Source organism: Kribbella sp. NPDC020701, assembly GCF_055562215.1.
In genome coordinates, this window is the sequence record NZ_JBVHFT010000019.1 from 75,197 (window position 1) to 98,092 (window position 22,896).

The window sequence follows — 22,896 nt, forward strand, 5'->3', positions numbered from 1 at the left end:
TACCTGACGCGTAGCATGCGGGGGCAGCACGCACGTACCGTCACGACCGGCCCGCTGCCTGGCCGGTCAAGGAGGACTGAGGATTTCGTGACCACCATCACCCTGAGCAAGTCCGATGCGGCCGGTGTCAAGACCGACGCCGTGGTCATCGGCGTGGTCAAACTCGGCGGCAAGGTCACCCTGCCGGCCGGCACCGAGTCGCTGAACGCCGCGTATGGCGGGAAGCTGGTGGAGGTGCTGTCCGGCCTCGGCGCCACCGGCAAGGCCGGGGAGGTGACCAAGGTGCCGGGGCCGAAGCCGGGCAAGTCGGCCACGCTGATCGCGGTCGGTCTCGGTGCGGCGCCCGACGGTGCGCTGAAGACCGAGGACCTGCGGACCGCGGCCGGTAGCGGTGTCCGGGCCGTCAAGACCGGCCAGTCGGTCGCGTTCGCGCTGCCGACGCCGGACGCCGAGTGCGTCCGCGCGATCGCCGAGGGCGCGCTGCTCGGCCGCTACTCGTTCACGGCCTACAAGTCGTCGGACAGCACCACCGAGGCACCCGGCAACGTGACGATCCTGACCGACCTGGCCCGGAACAAGGACGCCAAGGCCGCGCTCGAGCGGGCCGAGGTGACCGCCGACGCGGTCGCCCAGGTGCGCGACTGGGTGAACACCCCGCCCTCGGACCTGAACCCGGCCGACTTCGCCGCCGCGACCCTGAAGCTCGGCAAGGAGTACGGCGTCAAGGTCGAGGTGCTGGACGAGAAGGCCCTGCTCAAGGGCGGGTACGGCGGCATCCTCGGCGTCGGCCAGGGCTCGGCGAACCCGCCGCGGCTGATCCGGATCAGCTACGCGCCGAAGAAGCCGGTCACCCACCTGGCCTTCGTCGGCAAGGGCATCACCTTCGACTCCGGCGGCCTGTCGCTGAAGACCGCCAGCGGGATGGTCAGCATGAAGGCCGACATGGCCGGCGCCGCCGCGGTGATCGGCGCGACCGTCGCGATCGCCCGGCTCGGCCTGCCGGTCCAGGTCACCACGTACGCCGCGATGGCCGAGAACATGCCGTCCGGATCGGCGGCGCGACCGTCCGACGTGCTGACCATGTACGGCGGCAAGACCGTCGAGGTGCTGAACACCGACGCCGAGGGCCGGCTCGTCCTCGGTGACGCCCTGGTCCGCGCCTCCGAGGACGAGCCGGACCTGATCGTCGACGTGGCCACCCTGACCGGCGCCTGTGTCGTTGCCCTGGGCACCAAGGTGGCCGGCGCGTTCGCGAACACCGACACCGCCCGGGACCGGGTCGTCGACGCCGCGGTCGCGGCCGGCGAGTCGATGTGGCCGCTGCCGATCCCGGCCGAGATGCTGGACAAGCTGAAGTCGCACTCGAAGGTCGCCGACCTGGCCAACATCACCGGCGAGCCCTGGGGCGGCGCGCTGGCGGCGGCCGCGTTCCTCGGCGACTTCGTTGCTGAGGGCATCGACTGGGTCCACCTGGACGTGGCCGGCCCGGCCTTCAACGAGGGCAGCGGCTCCGGCTACATCCCGGCCGGCGGCACGGGGTACGCCGTACGCACCCTGATCGAACTGGCCGCCTCAGCGAGCTGAGTACCGGATCTCGAGCATCGTGCAGCCGCCGCCCGTGACGTACGGGCCGTGCGGCATGCCCGGTGGTCTGCACGCGTAGTCGCCAGGGCCGAACGTCTGCTCGAGGGTGAGATCGGTCAGCTCACCCTCGAGCAGGTACACCTCCTCCACGTACTCGTGCCGGATGACCTCGGTCCCGGACGTGGTACCAGGTGCCCAGCGAGCGAGCCTCGTCAGCGTGCCGTCCTGGGCATCGTGGCTGAGCACCTTTTCCGTGATGCCCCCGCCCGCGTCGGTCCACGGGCCGTCAGCGGTTGCGAAGAACTCCTTCTGTTCCTTCACGTCACTCCCAGGCCGGTGCGAGCTGCTCGACCGTGTACACGACGCGGCTGGTAAGACCCCGTGGGTCGGTCAGCTCCACGCGCCACGCATCGGCGAACTGGTCGACGCCCGCGATCATCGGAATCGTGCCGCTCAGCAGCACTGTGCCTGGCACCAGGCGATCGCCGAGCTCCTTCAACCAGTACGACGGCGGCAGCAGCTGGCCCGCCGTACCGTCCTGGATGAGCTGCTCGGTGTCGCCATGCCGGACCCAGGCCTTCAGGGTGAACTGGTCCAGCTCGCGCTCGATCTGACCGAGTGGCCAGGCCACGTCGCCGAGCAGGTCCGGCGCGGATTGCTTGCTCCAGGCAACACCGTGCACCTCGAGCGCCCGGTCGGTGTGATCGCAGGCGGCCGTCAGCAGGAGGTCGTCCTCGCCGACGACGAGCGCCCACTCCGCCTCGCCTGACGTCTTGGCGTGCGCCACCTGAACGATGTCCGGCCGCCCGACCAGTGATGCGGACAGCGGGTACAGCGTCGGGATGCGGCCCGGTGCCGGTACGCCGAATTCGGCCAACTCGGCCACGTGGTGCCGGACCTGCGCGGTGTCACGACCGGCGTACCCCGCATTCAGGGCGTAGCGGACCTCGATGGCCCGTTCAGTGCCGTCCGGCAGGGTGAACTGCAAGACCATCACTCCTCCACCTATTGCGTGAACACGTCGTATACAACGAGTATGGAGTACAGTCCTGAAGAGGTCCACTCGATGTCCAGGAGGAAGGAAGGTCTTGCGGTCAGCCCTGCATGAGGATCGAGCCGGTGGTGCCGAGGTGGCCGAGGATCGCCTTCTCGGCCGCGGCCGAGTCGCCCGCCGCCAGGCCGTCGACGATGGCCTGGTGCTCCGCCAGGATGTCTTGCCGGCGGGTGGCACTGCGCCGGAGGGCGACGACCCCGAGCAGCACGTGCTTGGCCCGCAGGTTCTCGTACAGCCGGCCGAGTACGGAGTTGCCACCCGCCGCGACCAGGAGCGCGTGGAACTGGCTGTCCAGCTCGATGAACGCCTTCGCGTCACCCTGCTCGACGATCGCCCGCTGCCGCTCGAGGATCCCGGACATCGCCTCGACCGGGGCCTCTCCTTCCGCGAGCGAGGTCGTCGCGGCCCAGCACTCGATCACGCCGCGCGCTTGCATCAACTCGGCGATCTCGCGGCCCGGCAGCGGGGCGACGAACGCACCGCGGTGCGGGACGAGCTGCACGAGGTCCTCGGCGGCGAGCATCAGCAACGCCTCGCGGACCGGCGTCCGGGAGATGCCGACCTCGGTCGCGACCACCTGCTCGTTGATGAACGTCCCCGACACGGCCGGGTCGCTCAGGACCGTCCCGCGCAGGTACTGATAGGCACGATCACGACCGGAGTCCCCGCTCAATTGCATACTCAACGTATACAGCCTCGGAGATCCTGATGACAGTTCTGCGCGTGGCCGCGGCCCAGCTGAGCAGTGGCCCGGACCCGATCGCCAACCTCGCCACGGCGACCGATGCGGTCCAGCAGGCGGCGGCCGAGGGCGCCGAGCTGGTCGTGCTCCCCGAGGCCACGTCGGCCTGCTTCGGCACCGACCTGCGCTCGGTCGCGGAGTCGTTGGACGGGCCGTTCGCGGCGGGTCTGCGGAAGGTGGCCGCTGATCTCGGGGTCGTGGTCGTGGCCGGGGTGTTCGAGCCGTCCGTGGACGGGCGGGTGCACAACACCTTGCTCGTCACGGGTCCTGGCGTGGAGACGTCGTACCGGAAGATCCACCTGTACGACGCATTCGGCTCGCGCGAGTCGGACACCGTTGCGCCGGGCAACGAGCTGGTGACCTTCGGGTGGCGGGACCTGACGATCGGGCTGGCGACCTGCTACGACCTGCGGTTCGCGGACCAGTTCACCGCACTCGGCCGGCTCGGCGCGGAGCTGATCGCCGTACCGGCGTCGTGGGGTGCGGGGCCTGGCAAGGAAGAGCAGTGGGACCTGCTGACCCGGGCGCGCGCCGCCGACGCCCAAGCCTGGCTGCTGGCCTGCGACCAGGCCTACGTGCCGCCGGTCGGCACCGATCCCTTGGGAATCGGCCGCAGCTCGGTCACCACTCCCCTGGGACAGACCTCGGCCCGCCTGGACGCCGCTGCCGGCACCCTGCACGCCACGATCGACACCGCAGTCGTGGCGCCGATCCGCGCCCGGGTCCCTATCTTCTAGGGCACGCCGGCTCTAGGCGAGGCCGTTCTTCTTCATGCGGGCGTTGTACTCGCGCATGCGGGGCGGGTAGCCGACCACGGCCGCGTCGTACGACGGGATGCCGAGCTTGTTGGCGAAGTCGTGCGCCCACCGGACCGACGGGACCCGGCGCCGGGTCCACTCGCCGTCGATGGCCACCAGTAACAGCGTGTACTCGGTCACCGCCGTCCGCGGCTCGACGAACCCCTCGACACCCTGGCGGGTCTGGGCGAACTCCCGCAGGTGCGCCTGATCGGGATTGTCCGACCGGCGCATCGTTCCGGCCTTCTGCCGGCGACCGAACCACTTCATGAGGTTAGTGTCCCCTATCCCGGCAAGTCCCCGGGAGAAAACTCCCGTAACGGTTCCGGTCACCAGCTGCGACCGGCCCGGGGGTGGCGTCAGTGGCGATCGGTGGAAAGATGACGCCGGGCCGGTCCCGCGATCCGGGGCGCCCGCCGACCAGACCCACGGAGGAACCTGTGACTGAGAGTGGTACGACGTACGACCTGGTGATCCTCGGTGGCGGCAGCGGTGGCTACGCCGCCGCACTGCGCGCCGCCTCGCTCGGCCTGTCCGTCGCCATGGTGGAGAAGGACAAGGTCGGCGGCACCTGCCTGCACCGCGGCTGCATCCCGACCAAGGCCCTCCTGCACGCCGCCGAGGTGGCCGACTCGGCCCGCGACGGTGAGCAGTTCGGCGTCCGTACGACGCTCGAGGGCGTCGACATGGGTGGCGTGAACAAGTACAAGGACGGCGTCGTCGACCGGCTCTTCAAGGGGCTGCTGGGCCAGATCAAGGCCCGCGGTATCACCGTGATCGAGGGCGAGGGCCGCCTCACGTCGCCCACCACCGTGCAGGTCGGCGACACCACCTACACCGGCCGCAACGTGATCCTCGCGTCCGGCTCGTACTCCCGCTCGCTGCCCGGCCTCGAGCTGGACGGACACCGGGTGATCGCCAGCGAGCACGCCTTGACCCTGGACCGCGTGCCGGAGTCCGCCGTCGTCCTGGGCGGCGGCGTGATCGGCGTCGAGTTCGCCTCGGCCTGGACCTCCTTCGGCACCAAGGTCACTATCGTCGAGGCCCTCCCCCGGCTGGTCCCGGCCGAGGACGCGGACTGTTCGAAGACGCTGGAGCGCGCGTTCCGGAAGCGGAAGATCGCCTTCAAGACAGGTACGTCGTTCGAGTCGGTCTCCGTGACCGACACGGGCGTGAAGGTGACCGTGGCCGGCGGTGAGGTGATCGAGGCCGAGGTGCTGCTGGTCGCGGTCGGCCGCGGACCGAACACCACCGGCCTCGGGTACGAGGAGGTCGGGGTCGCGCTCGACCGCGGGTTCGTGACCGTCGACGCGACGCTGCAGACCAGCGTGCCGGGCGTGTACGCCGTCGGCGACATCGTTCCGGGGCTGCAGCTCGCGCACCGCGGCTTCCAGCAGGGCATCTTCATTGCCGAGCACATCGCAGGCCTCACGCCGACCCCGATCGACGAGGCCGGCATCCCGCGGGTGACGTACTCCGAGCCTGAGGTCGCGTCGGTCGGCCTGACCGAGGAGCAGGCCCGGGAGAAGTACGGCGACGTCGAGATCCTCAACTACAACCTCGGCGGCAACGGCAAGAGCCAGATCCTCAAGACGTCCGGCTTCGTCAAGCTGGTCCGCGCGAAGGACGGCGCCGTGGTCGGCCTGCACATGGTCGGCTCGCGGGTCGGCGAGCTGATCGGCGAAGCCCAGCTGATCTACAACTGGGAGGCGTACCCGGCCGACGTCGCCCCCTTGGTCCACGCCCACCCGACCCAGAACGAGGCCCTCGGCGAAGCGCACCTCGCACTGGCCGGGAAGCCTTTGCATTTCCATGACTGAGACGCTCGGGCGGATCACTGGGCCGCCCGAGTAGGTTTGAGGCCGCTGGGGCGTGCGGGTACGCCGTGACCCGGATCCTGCGCACTCCGGCGGCACCGTAGGCTGACACTCGACCGATCAGACGAAGGAGCAACCACCGTCATGCCGACCTCTGTATCCCTGCCGGCCCTCGGGGAGAGCGTCACCGAAGGAACCGTCACCCGCTGGCTCAAGCAGGTCGGTGACACGGTTGCCGTCGACGAGCCCCTGCTGGAGGTCTCGACCGACAAGGTCGACACCGAGATCCCGTCGCCGGTCGCGGGCACCCTGCTCGAGATCAAGGCCGCCGAAGACGAAACCGTAGAGGTAGGCGCCGAACTGGCCGTCATCGGCGACGCCGGCGAATCCACCGCCTCCGACGCCTCCGCCCCAGCCCAGGAAGCCCCGGCCGCCGAAGCCGCCCCGGCCGAGGAAGCTCCAGCCGCGCCCGCGCAGGAAGCGCCCGCCGCCCAGGCTCAGGCCGCCCCCGCCGAGGCCGCCCCGGCCCAGGCCGCCCAGGCAGCTCCCGCCCAGCAGGCGCCAGCCGCAGAGGCCGCCCCCGCTCAGCAGGAAGCTCCGGCCGCCGCGGCCCCAGCCCCCGCAACCTCCTCGGCCGCATCGGCACCGTCCTCAGGCGGCGCAGCATCCGGTACCCCGGTAACCCTGCCGGCCCTCGGCGAGAGCGTGACCGAAGGAACCGTCACCCGCTGGCTCAAGCAGGTAGGCGACGACGTAGCAGTAGATGAGCCCCTCCTCGAGGTCTCCACCGACAAGGTAGACACCGAGATCCCCTCCCCGGTCGCCGGCAAGCTCCTCGAAATCAAGGTCGCCGAAGACGAAACCGTAGAGGTAGGTGCCGAGTTGGCCATCGTCGGCTCAGCCGACGCCGCCCCAGCCGCCGCCCCCGCCGAGGCCACTCCGGCTCCGCAAGCCCCGGCCGCACAGGCCGCCGCCCCCGCCGCAGCTCCGGCCGCCGCGCCCGCTCAGGCCCCCGCCGCCGCACCCGCTCCGGCCCCCGCCGCCGCTCCTGCTCAGGCTCCGGCCGCCTCCGCACCAGCCCCGGCCCCCGCCCAGGCCCCGGCCGCAGCCCCCCAGGCAGCCCCGGCTCCGACTCAGGCTCCCTCCGTCTCTTCTCCGGCAGCAGCGGCCCCAGCCCCCGCGACCTCCCCGGCCGCATCGGCACCCGCAGCATCCCCCAACGGCTCAACCTCCGAAGGCCCCAACTACGTCACCCCGCTGGTCCGCAAACTCGCGGCCGAGCACCAGGTAGACCTCAACGCCGTACAAGGCACCGGAGTAGGCGGCCGAATCCGCAAGCAGGACGTCATCGCCGCCGCCGAAGCCAAGAAGGCCGCCGCAGCAGCCCCGGCGCCCGCAGCCCCAGCCGCAGCAGCCGCCCCGGCAGCACAGGCAACGATCAGCCCCCTCCGCGGCACCACCGAAAAGATGAGCCGCATCCGCAAGGCGATCGCGGCCCACATGGTCAACTCGCTGCGTGTCTCGGCCCAGCTGACCACGGTCGTCGAGGTCGACGTCACCGAGATCGCCAAGCTGCGGAACAAGAAGAAGGCCGAGTTCGAGGCCCGCGAGGGCGTCAAGCTGTCCTTCCTGCCGTTCTTCGCGCTCGCCGCGGTCGACGCGCTGAAGCAGTACCCGAAGCTGAACGCGTCGATCGACGAGGAGGCCGGCGAGATCACGTACCACGCCGCCGAGCACCTCGGCATCGCCGTGGACGTGGAGAAGGGCCTGATGGTCCCGGTCGTGCACAACGCCGGCGACCTGAACATCGCGGGCCTGGCGAAGAAGATCGCCGACCTGGCCGACCGCACCCGCAACAACAAGGTGCTGCCGGACGAGATGGCGGGCGGTACGTTCACGATCACCAACACCGGTAGCCGTGGCGCACTGTTCGACACCCCGATCCTGAACCAGCCGCAGGTCGGCATGCTCGGCACCGGTGCCGTCGTGAAGCGCCCGGTCGTCATCACCCACCCGGAGCTCGGCGAGACGATCGCGATCCGGCAGATGGTGTACCTGGCCCTCACCTACGACCACCGCCTGGTCGACGGTGCCGACGCGGCCCGCTACCTGACTGCCGTCAAGCAGCGCCTCGAAGAGGCCCAGTTCGACGTCTGATCCCGATCGGACGATGGCGCCGGTTTCCGTCTCCTCTGGAGCGGGCACCGGCGCCTTTCCGTTTGAATCTCCCCAGGACTACACCAAGGAGCACGGATGAAGTACGTCCTGGCCGGCGCATCCGGCTTCCTCGGCAAGGCGCTAGCCCGCGATCTCGTGGCCGACGGCCACCAAGTCCTCCGACTGGTACGCCGTACGCCGTCAAACGCCAACGAGATCCGCTGGGACCCGGCCCGCGGCGAACTGGATCCGGTCGCGCTCGGCACCCCCGACGTACTGGTCAACCTGGCCGGCGCGAACATCGGCCGCCCGTGGACCCCGACGTACCGCAGGACCATCCGCGAGAGCCGCGTCAGCACCACCGCAACCCTCGCGTCAGTCGCGACCCAGCTCGAGCGGCGGCCGGTCGTGATCACGCAGAGCGGGATCGGCGGCTACGGGATGGACTGCGGCGACCGCATCCTCACCGAGGACTCCGAACTCGGTGAAGGTTTCCTCTCGGACGTCGTACGGCTCTGGGAAGGCGCCCTCGAACCCGCCCGCGCCGCCGGCTGCCGCGTCGCCGCCCTCCGCACCGGCGTGGTCCTCGACCGCAACGCGCCGGCCTTCCAGCTCCTCTCCCTCCCCTTCCGCCTCGGCCTCGGCGGTCGCCTCGGCTCCGGCACCCAGTACTTCCCGGTCATCTCCCTCATCGACTGGCTCCGCGCGGTCCGCTTCGTCGCCGAACACGATGCCCTCAGCGGCCCCGTCAACCTCAGCCTCCCCGTCCCCACCACCAACGAGGACTTCACCGAAGCGCTGTCCACCGCCCTCCACCGCCCAGCGTTCGTCCCTGTCCCCGGCCTCCTCATGAAGGCCGCCCTAGGCGAGTTCGTCTGGGAACTACTCGGCAGCAAACGAGCCCTCCCCACCCGCCTCCAATCCCAGAACTTCACCTTCCACCACCCCACCGCCTCCACAGCCATCTCCGCCGCCCTAACCTCCTAACCCCACGGCTGCTTAACCCCACGGCCGCGCGCACACCTCCCGACAGCACGCCCCCGCGCGTACCTCCGAACCCCACGCAGCCGCCCTCATCTCCTGACCCGCACGGCCGCCGCGCGCCCCCTGCCTACGAAGCAGGTCTGACGATCGCCTCCTCGCACCACAGGTCAGCCGCACCCTCGTCGCTGAGATCACCTGGTTGCTCGCCTGCTTGATCGCCTGCTTGATCGCCTGCTTGATCTCCTGGTTGATCGCCGAGCATCGCACTCCCGCCCTCATTCGCCTGTTCGGCTCCTGGGGTGGGTGCCTCGCCCCAGACAGCCAGACTCGCCGCCTCGCGAAGCGAGGAAGGCGAGATGCCCCCACTGCTCTCGCTGTCAGCCAGCAGCAACCGCTGCAACATCCCTTCTCGCATTCCGCTTGCGGTGGCGCTCAACGAGCCCCGGACCTCCAATAGTGCGGCCCTGCGCGACGGACCGGACGAGCTAACTCCAGTGTCCGCTGAGGACATGCGGGATGGACCTGATGGGTTGGCTCCGGTCTGCGATGCAGCCGCGCATTCTGACAGGCTCGGTCCAGTGCGCGGTGAGGGTGTGGCGGGTTGGCGCTGCGGTCTACTCGGGTCGGCCCGCCGTTGTGGTTGGGCCGTACGTCGTTGTGGTGGTGGGTCGGCCCAGCTGGGGCGGGCCACGTGGACGACGCCGTTGGTAATGGTGATGATCCAGTCGCCGGCATGCAGGTCGCTGTGGTGCCTGCGGCAGAGCAGGGCGAGGTTGTGGATCGCGGTGGTGCCTCCGTCGATCCAGGACTGCAGATGATGGGCGTCGCAGTGGACGGGTGGGGCTCCGCAGACGACGCAGCCTTTGTCGCGGGCGTTCAAGGCACGGCGCATCGCGCCGGTAACGAGGCGTTCGGCGCGTCCGACGTCGAGCGGCTGGGAGTTCGACCCCAGCACCAGCGGGATGACCTTCGCGTCGCAGGCCATCCGCCGGATCGCGGCCGCCGACAGTCCGTCGCCGTACACGGTGTCGCCGATCGCGTCCGCGGCCGCCGACTTCAGGTCCTGCAGGTCGATGGTGACGGTGATGGTGGCCTTGGCCCCGAACCCCGGCACCCGGCCGGACCTCGCAGCCCCGGTCGTCCCGTCTGCATCCGCACCTGCACCTGTAGTACTGGGACCCGCGGCGCCACGACCAGTTGCATCCGCTGCGGTCGTGCCGGGACCAGTCGTACCCGCCGCGATCGTGCCCGGACCATTCGTACCGGCTGCGGTCGTGTTGGGTGGTGTCGTGCCGGTGTCGTAGGCGGCGGTGGCGAGGGTGAGGGCGGTGGTGAGGGCGTCGGCCTGGCGCTTGTCCCGAGGGCGAGGGTCAAGCTCACCGTCGATGGTGCGGTGCGGGCGAGCGCCGGCGTAGATGAGGGAGCGGAGGAGTTCGGCGTTCTCGTTCGCCAGGTAGCCGCGGAACTTCACGCCACGATCCGCGCCGATGAGGGTGAGCGTCTCGCGGTCGTAGGCCTTGCGTTCGTCGGGTTCGGGGCCGTCGGTGTCCAGTACGTCGCGAACCCGCTGGCCGGCTTTACGCAGTTCTGCCGGGGACAGGTGGCGGGCCAGGCCGACGAGTTCACGTTCGGCCACCTCGAGGTCCTCGACCGGCACGGTGGCCGGGACTTTCTCAAGCGCGGACACGATCGCCCCGGCCTGGGCCGGGCGCAGAAACAGTTCCGCCGACCCCGTGGCGTCGGCCTCGTCCGAATCGTCGATCAGTTCACGCGCGTCGGCAGGCAGATCTTCCGGGACGCCGGATGGGTCCCCCGGGACGCCGGATGGGTCTCCCGGATCGCCGGGTCGGTCTTCCAGGTCGATGTCTGCGGTGGCGGGCAGGGCAGCGGACACGGCGGGGTACTTCGACAGCGTTAGTGCGAGGTGGACGTCGCGGCGGGCTTCGGGGCGGTCGAGACGGTAGCGGAACGCGAGCAGTTGGGCGGTGTCGTGGGCGCCGATTTCCTGGGCGTGGCCGATCTGGTCGAGGCGCGCGATCACCTGCAGTCGGTAGGTCTGTCGGCGGGCGAGGTCGGCGTCGAGCTGGTCGAGAGTGGTCAGCAGTTCACTGCCGCTCATCGACCAGACCGGCCGCTCACCCAGGAGTTCCATGCCGTCAACACTAGACACACCCACCGACAGTTCTCAAACCCAGAAACCCTTGTTTTGCAGGGATTCCAGTCATCCACAGACGATCTTCAACTGTCCACAAACCGGCGAGCGCTGTGGACAACCGCAATAGGTTGCCTCAAGCAACATATTGCGCGACGGCACGCTTCGCTCAGCGTTGGACGGCGCGGCGGCGGCCCTGCTGGGTGAGACGAGGAGCTGCTTGCGGTCCAGCGCCGATGCCAGTCCGTTGACGGTTCGTGCGCAGACGACTCAACGGAGCTGACGACAAGCGGTCGGCGCCAGAAGGACCAGGCCGGGACGGGCGGCGGTGTTCGACAACGGCTGTAGCGGGCGCGTGTGCGGGCGATGGTGCCGGACTACAGCGGGCGCGTGTGCGGGCGATCGCGGCTGACTACAGCGGGCACGTGCGCGGGCGATCGCGGCTGACTACAGCGGGCACGTGCGCGGGCGATCGCGGCTGACTACAGCGGGCACGCGTGCGGGCGATGGCGGCTGACGACAGCGGGTGCGTGTGCAAGCGCTGGTAGCGAGTGGCAACCGCTGCAGTGGGTGCGCGTGCGAGCGGTGGCGGCGGGCGACAACAGCTGTTGCGAGCACGTGTGCGAGCGGTGGTGGCGCGCGACAGCAGCTGTAGGGGCGTGCTGTAGCGGGCGGGGTCAGGCTGGGGTGATGACGGCTATTCGCCAGGTGGGGGTTGTTTTGGTGAGGGTGATGAGGCGAGTTGTGGGGGTGCCGGGTGGGAGTGGGGTTGTGGTGCCGGTGTGGTCCACGGCTTCGCCGGCGGACAGGTGGTCGGTGGTTTTGAGGGTGATGGTGGTGGGGGTTTGGTGGGCGATGGTGGTCTTGTCGATCTGAATGCGGAGTCCCTGTATGCGGACTTGTTGTTTGCGGTAGGTCTCTAGCAGCTCGCGGTCCGCCTGCCATGGCGGGCTACCAGGGACGTAGATCTTGTCGAGGATGTGCGGGTCGAGGGTCCAGAACGCGTGTGCACGTTGGGCGTCCAGGGCGCTGAGAGTCAGCGCCCAATCGGTGGCCTCGGTGCGTGAGCCAGCGGTGGTCGGGAGCCGCGCGCCTGTCGATGGGGTGGTGGCACCGGTGGGTGTCGTCGGAGTGGTGATGCCGGTGGATGTTGTTGGGCTGGTGGCGCCGGTGGGTCCTGTTGAGGTCGAGGTGCCGGTGGATGTCGTGGTGGTGGGGGCGGTGCTTGCTGGCGGGGTGGTGACGCCCGCGGATGTTGGTGGCGTGGTAGGGCCAGTGGAGGTTGCCGGGGTTGTGGCGTCGGTGGGGGTTACTGCGTCGGTGGGGGCTACTGAGGGTGTGGGTTGGTTGCCTGCGGCTGTTGAGGTGCTCGGGGTGTCTAGGGCGCTGACAGTCGCGACAGCGATGACCAGGACGACTGCGGCTCCGAGGGCGGTTGCGGCCACGACGCCGTACGTGGGGTGAGGCAGGCGCAGGGCTCGGCGGCGCCAGAGCGTCTGGTTGCGGCGCCAAGGGTGGCGGCGCGTTCGGGGGCGGTCTGGTCGCGTTGGGGTTCCTACCGGGACAGCGGCCAGTGCCGAGGTCGAGATGGGTGGGGTCGCGGCCGGTGTGGCGGCGACTGCTGAGGTCGAGGTGTGTGGGATCGCCGCTGATGTAGCCGCGAGTGCCGGGGTTGAGGTCGGTGGGGTCGCCAGTGGTGAGGTGGCGAGTGGCGACGTCGGGGTGGGTGGGGTCGGTAGCGATGGAATGGCGCCTGCTGTGGTCGAGGTGGGTGCGGTCGGTGCCTGTCCGGCTGCGCCTGCCGAGGTCGGGGTGGTTGGAGTCGTTGGCGGTACGGCGGCGAATGGCGAGGTCGGGCCGGATGGAGTCGCGGCCGGTGTGGCGGCGGGTGCTGGGGTTGGGGTGGGTGGGGTTAGGCGGGTTAGGGGGTTGATGGGGGTTGGGGTTCGGCGGGTGAGGGTGGGGCGGCGGAGGGGGCGGGAGCGGCGGGGGCGTCGTTTGGGGATTTTGGCGGGTGTCGGCGGGTGGGGGGTGCTGGTGGCTTGTGGAGGTGGCGGGGAGGACGGCGTGGCGGGGGGCGGGGTGAGGGGGGTGCGGGAGCGTTCGACGGGGTCGTCGGGGGGTGGCGCGGTGGGTGGGTGCGCGGGGCGGGCGGGGGTGGTGTCTTGGGGGAAGGCGAGGTCGATGGGTTCGGGGGCGGCGAGGGTTAGGAGGCGGGTGGGGAGGTTGTGGGGTGAGGTTGTGGTGAAGAGGGTCGGGGTGAACACGGCTGGGTCGGCGCCGGCTTGGTGGGAGAGGGTGGCTAGGGCTCGTAGGTCGTCGTGGGGGGTGTGGGCGGGTGCGGGCGGGGCCTGGAGGTGAAGGGCGGTGTCGGTGAGGACTGGGCGGCCATCGGCGTCGAAGAGGGTGTTGGTGGGGGTCAGGTGGCCGTGGGTTAGGCCGGAGCGGTGGAGGTGGTCCAGGGCTTCGGCCAGGGGTGTGAGGAGGGTGACTAGTTCTCCTGGTGAGAGCGGGGGGCGGCGGGTGAGGAGGGCAGCGAGGCTGCCGGCTACGACGTACTGGCTGATGACTAGCCACTCGGTGCGGGTCTCGCGGAACTCCAGCAGGGGGGCGATGTGTGGGTGACGGAGGCGTTGCAGGATGGTGAGGTCTTCACGGAGCTTCTCCTGGTCGGGGATTGCGGTGATCGGGATGCTTTTGAGCACAGCGTTGCGGCCGGATCCGAGGTCGCGGACCTGCCAGACGGTGCCGGCCGATCCGGACCCGAGCTTCCGGCGCAGGCTGTAGCCGGCGATGTCTTCGAGGTCCATGCCCAAGAGAGTGCACGAATCGCCAGAACCGCCGCGGAAGTTATCCACAGGAGCGCGCGATCCGGGCGTACGGCGGGTGCCTGTGGACGGCGGCGTACGACGGGATCGGGCGCCGCCTACACTCGAAGGCGTGAGGGATATCAGGTATGTGGAGGCCGGGTTCGGCGCCGACGCGGTGGACTACGAGACCGCGTGGGCCGAGCAACGGCGCCTGCACGCGGAAGTTGCCGAGGGCACGGGTTCGGACACGGTCATCCTGCTCGAGCACCCGCCGGTGTACACGGCGGGCAAGCGGACCGAGCCGCAGGAGCGGCCGTTCGACGGCACGCCGGTGGTGGATGTCGACCGCGGCGGGAAGATCACCTGGCACGGTCCGGGGCAGCTGGTGGGCTACCCGATCGTGAAGCTGGCCTCACATGTGTACGTCGTGGATTACGTTCGGCGGCTGGAGGAAGCGCTGATCGCGGTCTGTGCTGAGCTCGGGGTGAAGACGGGGCGGGTCAAGGGTCGTAGTGGGGTCTGGGTGGCGGCGGATGATCGCGGGCGGGAGCGGAAGATCGCGGCGATCGGGATCCGGGTTGCGTCGGGGGTGACGATGCATGGGTTCGCGCTGAACTGCGACAACGATTTGGCTTGGTTCGACCGGATTGTGCCGTGTGGGATTGCGGATGCTGATGTCACCACGTTGTCGAAGGAACTGGGGCGGGATGTTTCGGTGACGGAGGTGCTCGAGCCTGTGCGTCGGCATTTGGATCAGCTGCTGGCGTGGGAGGAGTACGAGCGGAGCCCGGACATTGATCACACCGAGGAACCGCCTACGGCAATCACCTATGGGTTGACTGTTTGAGGGTCCGGTGACGGTGCCGCTGCCGCTGCGTTGTGGGTCGGTGCGGGTAGCTCCCATTCGCTTCACGGAGCTTTGCAGGTTGGTGTTTGAGTGACCGTTCGGTGCCTAGGCAAAGCACCGAATGTGAGCGGTAGGGGTTAGCGCGGCCGGTCGAGTGGCGGTCCGGGGCTGTCGCGTGCGCTGGGTCTGCTGCGTGGGCGGGCGGCCGGAGTTGACGGGGTGGTCGCAGGCGGTCAGGTGCGCTGGGTGGGCGGCCCGGCCGGGCCGCTGGAGTTGATGCGGGCGGACGCGCGGCGATCGCGGGCGCTGGGTGTGGCCGGGCGGGCGCTTCGAGTTGACGCAGTCAGTCGGGTGGCGGTCGCGGGTGCTGGGTGGGTGGCCCGGGCGGGCGGCTGACTGAGCTGATCGGTGGCGGCAGGGGATGCTGGTGCGGGTGACGGCTGGGTCGACTGGTGGGTGGGGCGGGTTGCGGGGGGGGGTTAGGTGGTGGGTGGGGTGAGGTTGGTGAGGGGTGGTAGGCCTACCTTGGTTCGCCAGGTGGTGTGGAGGGTTTGTAGGTGGGTTGCGATGGTGGGGTCGGTGGTGACGTGGTTGGTTTGTTCGGCTATGTCGTTGGAGAGGTTGGCTAGGAACCAGCCGTTGCCCATGGGGGCGTGTTCGTAGGACTTGAGGTGGTCTACGTCGGAGGTGTCGGCTACCCAGCTGAGTTTCCAGGGGCCGGAGCGGACTGCCCATTGGAATTCGCAGTCCCAGTGGAGGGTGTCGTGGGCGGCGTCTGACTCGCCGGACAGCACTGGGAGGATGTCGAGACCGTCGGCGCCGGCGACCGTCGCGCCGGCTGCGGCGGCGAGGGTCGGGACTAGGTCGAGGGTGCTGACTAGGGCGTCAGTACGACGGCCGGCCGGGAGCCGTCCCGGCCAGCGCCAGAGCATCGGGATGCGGATCCCGCCGTCCCAGAGCGTGTACTTCGTGCCTCGCAACGGCGCGTTGTCGCCGAAGTTGCAGGTGGAGCCGCCGTTGTCGGTGACGTAGACGACGATGGCGTTGTCGTCGACCAGGTCGAGCAGTCGCCCGATCTCGGCGTCCATCAGTTCCAGTTGCGCGAGGTAGTACTCCCGCCCGTGCGGCAGGTTCGGCACGATCACGTCGTCGTACCAGTCGGTGTAAGAGCCGTCGACGTCCGGTGTCCAGTCGCGGAAGGCGGGCAGACCGCGAGCCGCGAGCTCGGCCTCCGGTAGCTGCCAGCAGAAGTTGTGTACGGCGTTGAACGCGAGCATGCAGAAGTACGGCCGCTCGTCCGCGCCGGTGATGAAATCGGCCGCCCGCCGTCCCAGCTCGGCGGTCAGGAAGCCCTCGTGCTCGACCGGCTCGTCCCCGGACAGTAACGGCTGGACCGCCATGTGATGCGCCGCCAGTTGCCCGTACGACGAGACCGCGTCCTCCGAGTGGTGGAGGTAGTTGAGCCGTCCGAACGACTGACCGGCCAGCCCGTACAGCGTCTCCTCGAACCCATGATGCGGCGGACAGGCGCGATCACCGACCGCCTCTCCCCCGTAGTGCACCTTGCCGAAGTACCCCGTGCGATACCCCTGGTCCCGCAGGATCTCCGCCAGCGTCGGTACGTCGTCCGGCGGGAACGCGGCCGAGTCGAACCACTGACCGCCCCACCGCTGCTGATACCGCCCGGAGATGATCGCGGCCCGCGACGGACTGCAGATCGGCGCCGTCACGTACGCGTCGGTGCAGCTCACTCCCTCGGCCGCGAGCCGATCAAGGGCAGGCGTCCGTACGTCGTGATGGATCCCCTGTACGCCGCGATCGGCGTACCCATGGTCATCGGAAACGATCAGCAGAATGTTGGGCGCGGACAAGCAGAATCATCCTCTCGTCACGGTGGCCAGGCGCTCCGCCTGGTCGGACTTCGCGAGTCCGTCGATCTGATCGGGGTCCACGATCGATCGGAGTTCGGTATCGAGCTTGGCGACCAGGACCTCGTCCGTCGAGAGGTCGTGCAGCTCTAGCGGATCGGTGTCGAGGTTGAAGACTTGCGGCCGCTGCCCGGCACCGTAGTAGCAGTACTTCCACGGACCGGACTTCAGCATGAAACCGCCGTCGACCATCCCCTGCGCGTGGTACTCCGACAACACCGGCCGATCGACAGCGTCCAGCAGACTCACACGGTCCAGCAGACTCACACCGGGAAGAGCCGGGTCGGGAGCCAGACCAGCGATGTCCCGGAGGGTTGGTAGCAGATCGATCAGACTGACGTCCGAGGCGATCCGGGCCGCGGACAGCGACGGATGGCGAAGTAGCAGAGGGACGCGTACGGCGGGCTCGTAGAAGCACTGCTTCTGCCAGATGCCGTGGTGGCCGGCCATCTCGCCGTGATCACTCGTGTAGATGACCACCGTGTCGTCAGGCACCGCCGCCAGTAGCCGACCGATCTGGTGGTCCAGGTGACTGATCAGCGCCCAATAGCAAACGGTCGCTTCACGCACCTGCTCCTCGGTCAGTGGCTCGTCGTTGCGGAAACCGTGCCGCAGCAGCGAAATCACCGGGTGCTGGTGGCCCGTAACCAACGGCGGTTCGACGTCGGCCGGATCGTAGAGAGCGCGGAACGACGGCGGTGCGACCAACGGGAAGTGCGGATGCATATACCCGGCGTACAGCAGGAACGGATCCGGTCCAGGATCACCCAGGAACTCCAGTGCGGCGTCGGTCGCCTCGACGTCGTGCCTGGTGTGGACGTGGTCGCCAGGGCCGTTTTCGGTCACGTGGGAGTTGGACGGCCGCCGCCACTCCGCCGTACGACGAGGTGGACGGCCGCTGTGGTCGAGCCAGAAGTCCAGGTCGTCGGTCAGCCGACGGTCGAACCCGAGCAGCCGGTCCGGTCCGTTGAAGTGGGTGCGCCCGGCGATCACCGAGGTGTAACCGGCCTCGCGCAGATGGTGACCCCACGTGCGAAACGACGGCCGTGGGATCACTCCGTTGTCCCAGGCCCCGATCTGGTGCACGTACTGCCCGGCCATCAGCGAGAGCCGGGAGGGCACACACATGGGGCTGTTCGTGTACGCGCGGTCGAACGAGACACCCTCCGCGGCCAGCTGATCCAGATGCGGCGTCCGGACGTGCTGGTGCCCGGCCCACCCCGTTGCCGAGGCCGTGTGCTCGTCGGACAGGACAACCAGGATGTTGGGACGGTGCATGGATCTACCTTAGGCAAGCGATTGCCCTTCCGTGTGGTGCCGAAGTGTCTGCGGGGCGAGACGGTAAAACGTCGCTACCTTGGGGGTGTGTCCAAATTTCTTGGGTTCTTGCTCGGAGTGGCCGTAGCGCTCGCCGGGCCGGCGGTGTTCGGAGTACTCGCGGCGCCGGGCGGTATCGAGCTGAATACGAAGGAGATGGCGCTTGCCTACGGTATCGGCGCGCTGATCTTCTGGGCCGTGGTGTCGTACTTCACCGGCGCCGGCGCGCTGGGGGCGTTCCTCGCCTTCGGCACGCTGATCTACTGCTGGCTCTGGATCCCGAACCGGACCACGAACTTCCTGAACGACGTCCCCGGGGTGACCACCGGGATGATCGAGGGGTCGAAGCAGTACACGCTGAACGGCGTCGTACCGATCCTCGCGGTGATCTCGCTGGTCTACGCGATCCAGCTGATGGTGCATGGAGTGCAGCGCCGGCGGCGGGAGCGGGTCGAGGCGGAGCGACTGCAGCGCGAGCAGGAGGTCGCGCAGGCGCAGGACGAGGCGGATGCCGCGTCGGTGTACCCGGTTGCCGGGAGCACCTATCCGGTGGGCGGTCAGTACGCCGGTTACGAAACGAGGAGCCGGTTCGACGACCTGTTCGACGAGGATCCGGAGCCGGTTCGCCCGCGTAACCAGGCGGACGATCAGACCTCGCAGTTCCCGGTCGGGGGCATCGACCAGACCACCCAGTTCCCCGAGAACGATGCCCCAGGCAACGATCCCGACGAGACGGTACTCGTGCCGACGGACCGCGACGAGACGGTCCAGGTGCCGGCCACTCCCCCGGCGGACGAGCCCGCGAAAGCCGAGCCGGAGGACACAGCAGTAACCGAGGCCGACGAGCCGACGCAGGAAGCGCCCCGAGTAGAACCGCGAGCGGAGCAGACCCCTCCGGCCGACCCCGAGGTAACGCAGGTTGCCCCGGCTGCGCCAAAGGCGGAAGCACCGGCTGAGCCGGAGACGGCGGAACCGCCGGCAGAACCGAAGTCGGACGTGCCGGCCGACCCGAAGCCGGAGACGCCGGCGGCGAAGGAGCCGGAGCCGGTCGCGGCACCCGCGATGAAGGAAGAGTCTGCCGCGGTGCAGAGCGCGCCGGAGGCGAAGGAAGAGCCCACGGCCGAGCAGAAGGCGCCCGAAGCAAAGGAAGAGCCTGCCGCGGAGCAGAAGGTGCCGGAGGTGAAGGAGCCAGTCCCGACGGCTGAGGTGAACCGGCAGCCTGCTGCGGAGCAGAGCGCGCGTGAGGCCAAGAGTGAGCCCGCCGTGGAGCAGAAAGCTCCGGAGGTGAAGGAAGAGCCCGCCGCGGAGCAGAGCGCGCCGGAGCCGAAGGAAGAGCAGAAGGCGCCCAAGGCAGAGCCTGCGGCCGCGCAGACGGTGCCTGAGGTGAAGGAGCAGAAGGCTGCCGAGCGCAAGGCGGAGAAGGTGCCGGGTCCTAAGGAACAGGTGGGGTCTCAGTATCGGGAGCGGATGGAGGACCCCGAAGACACCGGGGAGTTCCACTTCACCGCGTTCGAGGCCCCGGTCGTCCGGCCCGCCGGAACGTAGGCGTTCAAGCGACGTGCATGCGCTGGTGCTGATCGCGCCGGGCGTGCTCGGTGATGGCCTCGTCGTACGCCGCGGTCGCCATCGCGAGTACGTCGGGCGCCATCTGTGCCCGCGGTGAGTCCGTGCTCCAGGCCAGCAGCAGCTTGCGGTGGATCGGGTCGCCGACCAGGGTGCGGGTGGTGACGTCGGAGGAGAGCATCCGGTACGACGTCGGCGAGATCAGCGCGACGCCCTGACCACTCGTCACGAATCCCATCAGTACGGACGTGTCGACCGAGTGGTGCTCGACCTTCGGCTGGAACCCGGCCGACTCGCACGCCGCCCGGAACAGCACGTGGAACCCGCTGTCGTCCGGCGGCTCCCCGATCCACTCCTCGTCCGACAGCGTGGACAGCTCGATCTCCCCGCGGGCCCGCGAGCCCACCGCCATCGGGTGGTCGGCCGACATCACGACGTACGCCGATTCTGACTCGACGACCGTGATCGCCTCGACGCCGCTCGGCAGCCGCAGCTCGAACCCCGGGAACTCGCGCAACAGCGCGAAGTCGAGCCGCCCGCTCTCCAACTGCTGCAGGAGCACACTCGTGGACCACTCGACCTCGATGCTGACCTGCTCGATCTCGCCGTGGTCGCGCAGCCGCGACGCGATCCCCGACATCGGCGCGGTCGGGAACCCGCCGAGCCGGGCCGCACTGGACTCGACCGCCGTCATCGCGGACACGGTCGCGGACAGGTGATCGACGTCGACCAGGATCGCGCGGGCGCGATCGACGGCGTACCGGCCCAGAGGCGTCGGCGTGACCCCGGTGCGGGAGCGCTCGAACAGCTCGCCGCCGAACGCCGCCTCGATCCGCTTGAGCTGCGCGGTCAGGCTCGGCTGACTCACCTTCAGCCAGCGGGCGGCCCGTCCGACGGACCCCGCTTCTGCCACTAGGACCACCACCCGCAGGTGGCGCAGCTCGACGTTCATGCGTTGAGACCGTAGTCCAGGTGTGGGCACAGCACACAGGTACCCAACATTGCGGTTTCGTCACAGCCGGGCCATCTGTGTAACACGCGGCCTGGCTGTGACGATGAGTCAGGACGCGTCGAGCGCCAGCGCCTCCCGGTAACCGAGCCGGCGGCCGGTCTGCAGCAGCGTCCGCTCGTACAGGCGGGCGCCGAGGCGGATGATCAGTACGGTCGTGGCGAGCAGGATCGCGATCGCCACCAGCGGCTGCCAGAGCGGTACGTCCTCGGTCAGCATCCGGCCCGGCATCGACATCGACGACGCGATCGGGATGAACGAGGCGACCGTCTTGGCCGACGACCCGGCGAACACCGAGAAGAAGAACGGGATCATCAGGATCATCTGGCCCGGCAGCGTGGTCGACCCGAGGTCCTCCTGCCGGGTGGCGAGCGAGCCGGCCACCGCCCACAGTCCGGCCAGTGCGACGAACCCGAGCACGAAGAACACCAGGAACCAGCCGGCCACCGGCGCGACAACCTCGAGGATGTCGGCCTGGTCGGTGATCAGCAGCCCCATGAGCGACGTCCCCGCGATCACCACGATCTGTCCGAGCGCGAGCGCGGTGTTGCCGAGCACCTTGCCCCACAGCAGCGACCGGATCGGCACCGCGGCGGCCAGGATCTCGACGACCCGGCTCTCCTTCTCCTGTACGACGCTCTGCGCGATCATCATGCCGAAGCCGAGCGCGGTCATGTAGAACACCAGCGCCAGCCCGATGTTGACGAAGTCGGACACGATGTCCGGCAACGGACCGGGCTTCAGCAGCTGCAACTCGACCTTGGTGCCGGCCCGCAGCTCGTCAGGCGTCAGCCCTGCCTGCGCCGCGTTCTGCTCCATCCCGACGTTCACCGCCGCCTCACGCAGCGCGCTCTCGAGCCCGGAGTCGACGCGGTCCTTCCCGAGGACGACGTACCCGTTCTGCCCGGGCAGCAGCGCTGCCTTGACATCGCCGTTCGTGACGAGCTCCTCGGCGGCCGGCCGATCCGCGGCCCGGGTCACCTCGAAGCCGTCCCCGCCCTTGGTCGTCGACGCCTGCTGCACGATCTTGGCGCCGGCGTCGTCGATCACGGCGATCTTGTCGGCGCCACCGCGGCCGGCAAGCACCGCGGGGATGATCACCGCGGCCATCACGATCAGCAGCATCACCACGGTCGAACCGATGAAGGTCTTGTCCCGGAGCTTGGTGCTCACCTCGCGCTGGGCGATCAGCATCCATGGCCGATCAACGGGCCCGTCGAGAGTACGGTCGTTCATCGGGTCGCCTCCCGGAAGACGTCGCTCAGTGCCACCCGTTCCGGCCCGAACTCGAGCACCGGACCACGGGTGATCGCCTGTTGAAGGATCTGCTGCACAGCACCGTCATCCTCGACGTCGAAGAGCGCCGTACCGCCGGCGACGTCGCGCACCTGGATGCCGCGGACGTCGCGCAGCCAGCCCGCGTCGCCGTCCACCCTGAGCTTGTAGGTCGAAGACGGTCCGGCGGCCAGGTCGGCAACGGGGCCTGCGGCAACGACTTTGCCGCGGGACAGGACGACGAGGTCGTCGCACAACCGCTCGACCAGGTCGAGCTGGTGGCTGGAGAACAGCACCGGCACTTCGTCGGTGACCTCCTCGCGGAGCAGGTCGACCATCGCGTCGACGGCGAGCGGGTCGAGACCGCTGAACGGCTCGTCCAGCACGAGCGCGATCGGCTCGTGCACCAGCGCGGCCGCGATCTGCACCCGCTGCTGGTTGCCCAGTGACAGCGCCTCGAGTACGTCGGTCGCCCGCTGGGCCAGCTCGAGTCGTTCGAGGAGCTTGTCGACCCGCTCGGCGGCCCGGTCCGGGTCGAGTCCGTGCAGCCGGCCGAAGAACACCAGCTGGTCGCGGATCTTCATCTTCGGGTACAGCCCACGCTCCTCGGGCATGTAGCCGAAGTCACGCCGTACCTCCTGGGTCAGCCGCTCGCCCTGCCAGCTCACCTCGCCGGCGCTGGCGGCCAGCACGCCGAGAATGATCCGCATCGCCGTCGTCTTACCGGCCCCGTTGGCCCCGACGAACCCGGTCATCCGTCCCGGCACCACGTCGAAAGTCACATCGTCCAGCGCCAGTTGCGCACCGAATCGCCGAGTGAGCCCAGCCACCCTCAGCATCCGTCACCGTTCCCCATCAGC

Annotated in this window: 18 protein-coding genes; 7 read left to right on the forward strand and 11 right to left on the reverse strand. The window is 69.3% G+C overall.

Annotated elements, in window-relative coordinates; translation table 11 throughout:
• The first annotated feature begins 87 nt into the window (after positions 1-87).
• Positions 88-1,584, forward strand: coding sequence for a leucyl aminopeptidase (locus ACZ3HV_RS36120; protein ID WP_465691170.1), 1,497 nt, complete (start codon positions 88-90; stop codon positions 1,582-1,584).
• Here ACZ3HV_RS36120 and ACZ3HV_RS36125 read toward each other — a convergent pair.
• The 3 genes from ACZ3HV_RS36125 to ACZ3HV_RS36135 form a co-directional block, all read right to left on the reverse strand.
• Positions 1,573-1,905 carry a cupin domain-containing protein gene (locus ACZ3HV_RS36125; RefSeq protein ID WP_465691172.1) on the reverse strand — a complete coding sequence of 111 codons (333 nt, stop codon included), beginning with the start codon at positions 1,903-1,905 and terminating at the stop codon, positions 1,573-1,575. The genes ACZ3HV_RS36120 and ACZ3HV_RS36125 overlap by 12 nt on opposite strands.
• 1 nt (position 1,906) lies before the next feature.
• Positions 1,907-2,578, reverse strand: a complete 672-nt coding sequence (locus ACZ3HV_RS36130; protein ID WP_465691174.1) for a DUF2848 family protein — start codon at positions 2,576-2,578, stop codon at positions 1,907-1,909.
• Between the two features lie 100 nt (positions 2,579-2,678).
• Positions 2,679-3,317: a GntR family transcriptional regulator gene (locus tag ACZ3HV_RS36135; protein ID WP_465691176.1), complete on the reverse strand. Its 639-nt coding sequence runs from the start codon at positions 3,315-3,317 to the stop codon at positions 2,679-2,681.
• A 29-nt stretch (positions 3,318-3,346) separates the two neighbouring features.
• On the opposite strand from ACZ3HV_RS36135, the gene ACZ3HV_RS36140 reads away from it, so the two are divergent.
• Positions 3,347-4,117, forward strand: a complete 771-nt coding sequence (locus ACZ3HV_RS36140; RefSeq protein ID WP_465691178.1) for a carbon-nitrogen hydrolase family protein — start codon at positions 3,347-3,349, stop codon at positions 4,115-4,117.
• Between the two features lie 12 nt (positions 4,118-4,129).
• On the opposite strand, the gene ACZ3HV_RS36145 is transcribed toward ACZ3HV_RS36140, so the two are convergent.
• Positions 4,130-4,447, reverse strand: a complete 318-nt coding sequence (locus ACZ3HV_RS36145) for a hypothetical protein (RefSeq protein ID WP_360362121.1) — start codon at positions 4,445-4,447, stop codon at positions 4,130-4,132.
• Between the two features lie 170 nt (positions 4,448-4,617).
• On the opposite strand from ACZ3HV_RS36145, the gene lpdA reads away from it, so the two are divergent.
• From lpdA to ACZ3HV_RS36160, 3 genes are all read left to right on the forward strand, one after another.
• Entirely contained in the window at positions 4,618-5,997 is a 1,380-nt protein-coding gene (lpdA, locus tag ACZ3HV_RS36150) for a dihydrolipoyl dehydrogenase (RefSeq protein ID WP_465691180.1), read from the forward strand.
• A gap of 141 nt (positions 5,998-6,138) precedes the next feature.
• Positions 6,139-8,151: a 2-oxoglutarate dehydrogenase, E2 component, dihydrolipoamide succinyltransferase gene (sucB, locus tag ACZ3HV_RS36155; protein ID WP_465691182.1), complete on the forward strand. Its 2,013-nt coding sequence runs from the start codon at positions 6,139-6,141 to the stop codon at positions 8,149-8,151.
• A 96-nt stretch (positions 8,152-8,247) separates the two neighbouring features.
• A complete protein-coding gene (locus ACZ3HV_RS36160; RefSeq protein WP_465691184.1) occupies positions 8,248-9,138 on the forward strand; it encodes a TIGR01777 family oxidoreductase in 891 nt (296 codons plus the stop codon).
• A gap of 124 nt (positions 9,139-9,262) precedes the next feature.
• Here ACZ3HV_RS36160 and ACZ3HV_RS36165 read toward each other — a convergent pair whose 3' ends face one another.
• Entirely contained in the window at positions 9,263-11,287 is a 2,025-nt protein-coding gene (locus ACZ3HV_RS36165) for an HNH endonuclease signature motif containing protein (protein ID WP_465691185.1), read from the reverse strand.
• Between the two features lie 677 nt (positions 11,288-11,964).
• On the reverse strand, positions 11,965-14,097 hold the full coding sequence (locus tag ACZ3HV_RS36170) for a protein kinase domain-containing protein (RefSeq protein WP_465691187.1): 2,133 nt from the start codon (positions 14,095-14,097) through the stop codon (positions 11,965-11,967).
• 130 nt (positions 14,098-14,227) lie between these two features.
• On the opposite strand from ACZ3HV_RS36170, the gene lipB reads away from it, so the two are divergent.
• Complete coding sequence (gene lipB, locus ACZ3HV_RS36175) at positions 14,228-14,944, forward strand: lipoyl(octanoyl) transferase LipB (RefSeq protein ID WP_465691189.1); 717 nt, start codon at positions 14,228-14,230, stop codon at positions 14,942-14,944.
• A gap of 479 nt (positions 14,945-15,423) precedes the next feature.
• On the opposite strand, the gene ACZ3HV_RS36180 is transcribed toward lipB, so the two are convergent.
• Positions 15,424-16,815 carry a sulfatase family protein gene (locus tag ACZ3HV_RS36180; RefSeq protein WP_465691191.1) on the reverse strand — a complete coding sequence of 464 codons (1,392 nt, stop codon included), beginning with the start codon at positions 16,813-16,815 and terminating at the stop codon, positions 15,424-15,426.
• A gap of 6 nt (positions 16,816-16,821) precedes the next feature.
• On the reverse strand, positions 16,822-18,150 hold the full coding sequence (locus tag ACZ3HV_RS36185) for a sulfatase-like hydrolase/transferase (RefSeq protein ID WP_465691193.1): 1,329 nt from the start codon (positions 18,148-18,150) through the stop codon (positions 16,822-16,824).
• Between the two features lie 87 nt (positions 18,151-18,237).
• Here ACZ3HV_RS36185 and ACZ3HV_RS36190 point away from each other — a divergent pair, with 87 nt between their 5' ends.
• A complete protein-coding gene (locus ACZ3HV_RS36190; RefSeq protein ID WP_465691195.1) occupies positions 18,238-19,734 on the forward strand; it encodes an MGR2/ROMO1 family protein in 1,497 nt (498 codons plus the stop codon).
• A 4-nt stretch (positions 19,735-19,738) separates the two neighbouring features.
• Here the strand turns inward: ACZ3HV_RS36190 and ACZ3HV_RS36195 are convergent, their stop codons facing one another.
• From ACZ3HV_RS36195 to ACZ3HV_RS36205, 3 genes are all read right to left on the reverse strand, one after another.
• A complete protein-coding gene (locus ACZ3HV_RS36195; RefSeq protein ID WP_465691197.1) occupies positions 19,739-20,704 on the reverse strand; it encodes a LysR family transcriptional regulator in 966 nt (321 codons plus the stop codon).
• 108 nt (positions 20,705-20,812) lie between these two features.
• Positions 20,813-21,997: an ABC transporter permease gene (locus ACZ3HV_RS36200; RefSeq protein ID WP_465691198.1), complete on the reverse strand. Its 1,185-nt coding sequence runs from the start codon at positions 21,995-21,997 to the stop codon at positions 20,813-20,815.
• Positions 21,994-22,875: an ABC transporter ATP-binding protein gene (locus ACZ3HV_RS36205; RefSeq protein WP_465691200.1), complete on the reverse strand. Its 882-nt coding sequence runs from the start codon at positions 22,873-22,875 to the stop codon at positions 21,994-21,996. Before ACZ3HV_RS36205 ends, ACZ3HV_RS36200 begins: the two co-directional genes overlap by 4 nt.
• Positions 22,876-22,896: the final 21 nt, after the last annotated feature.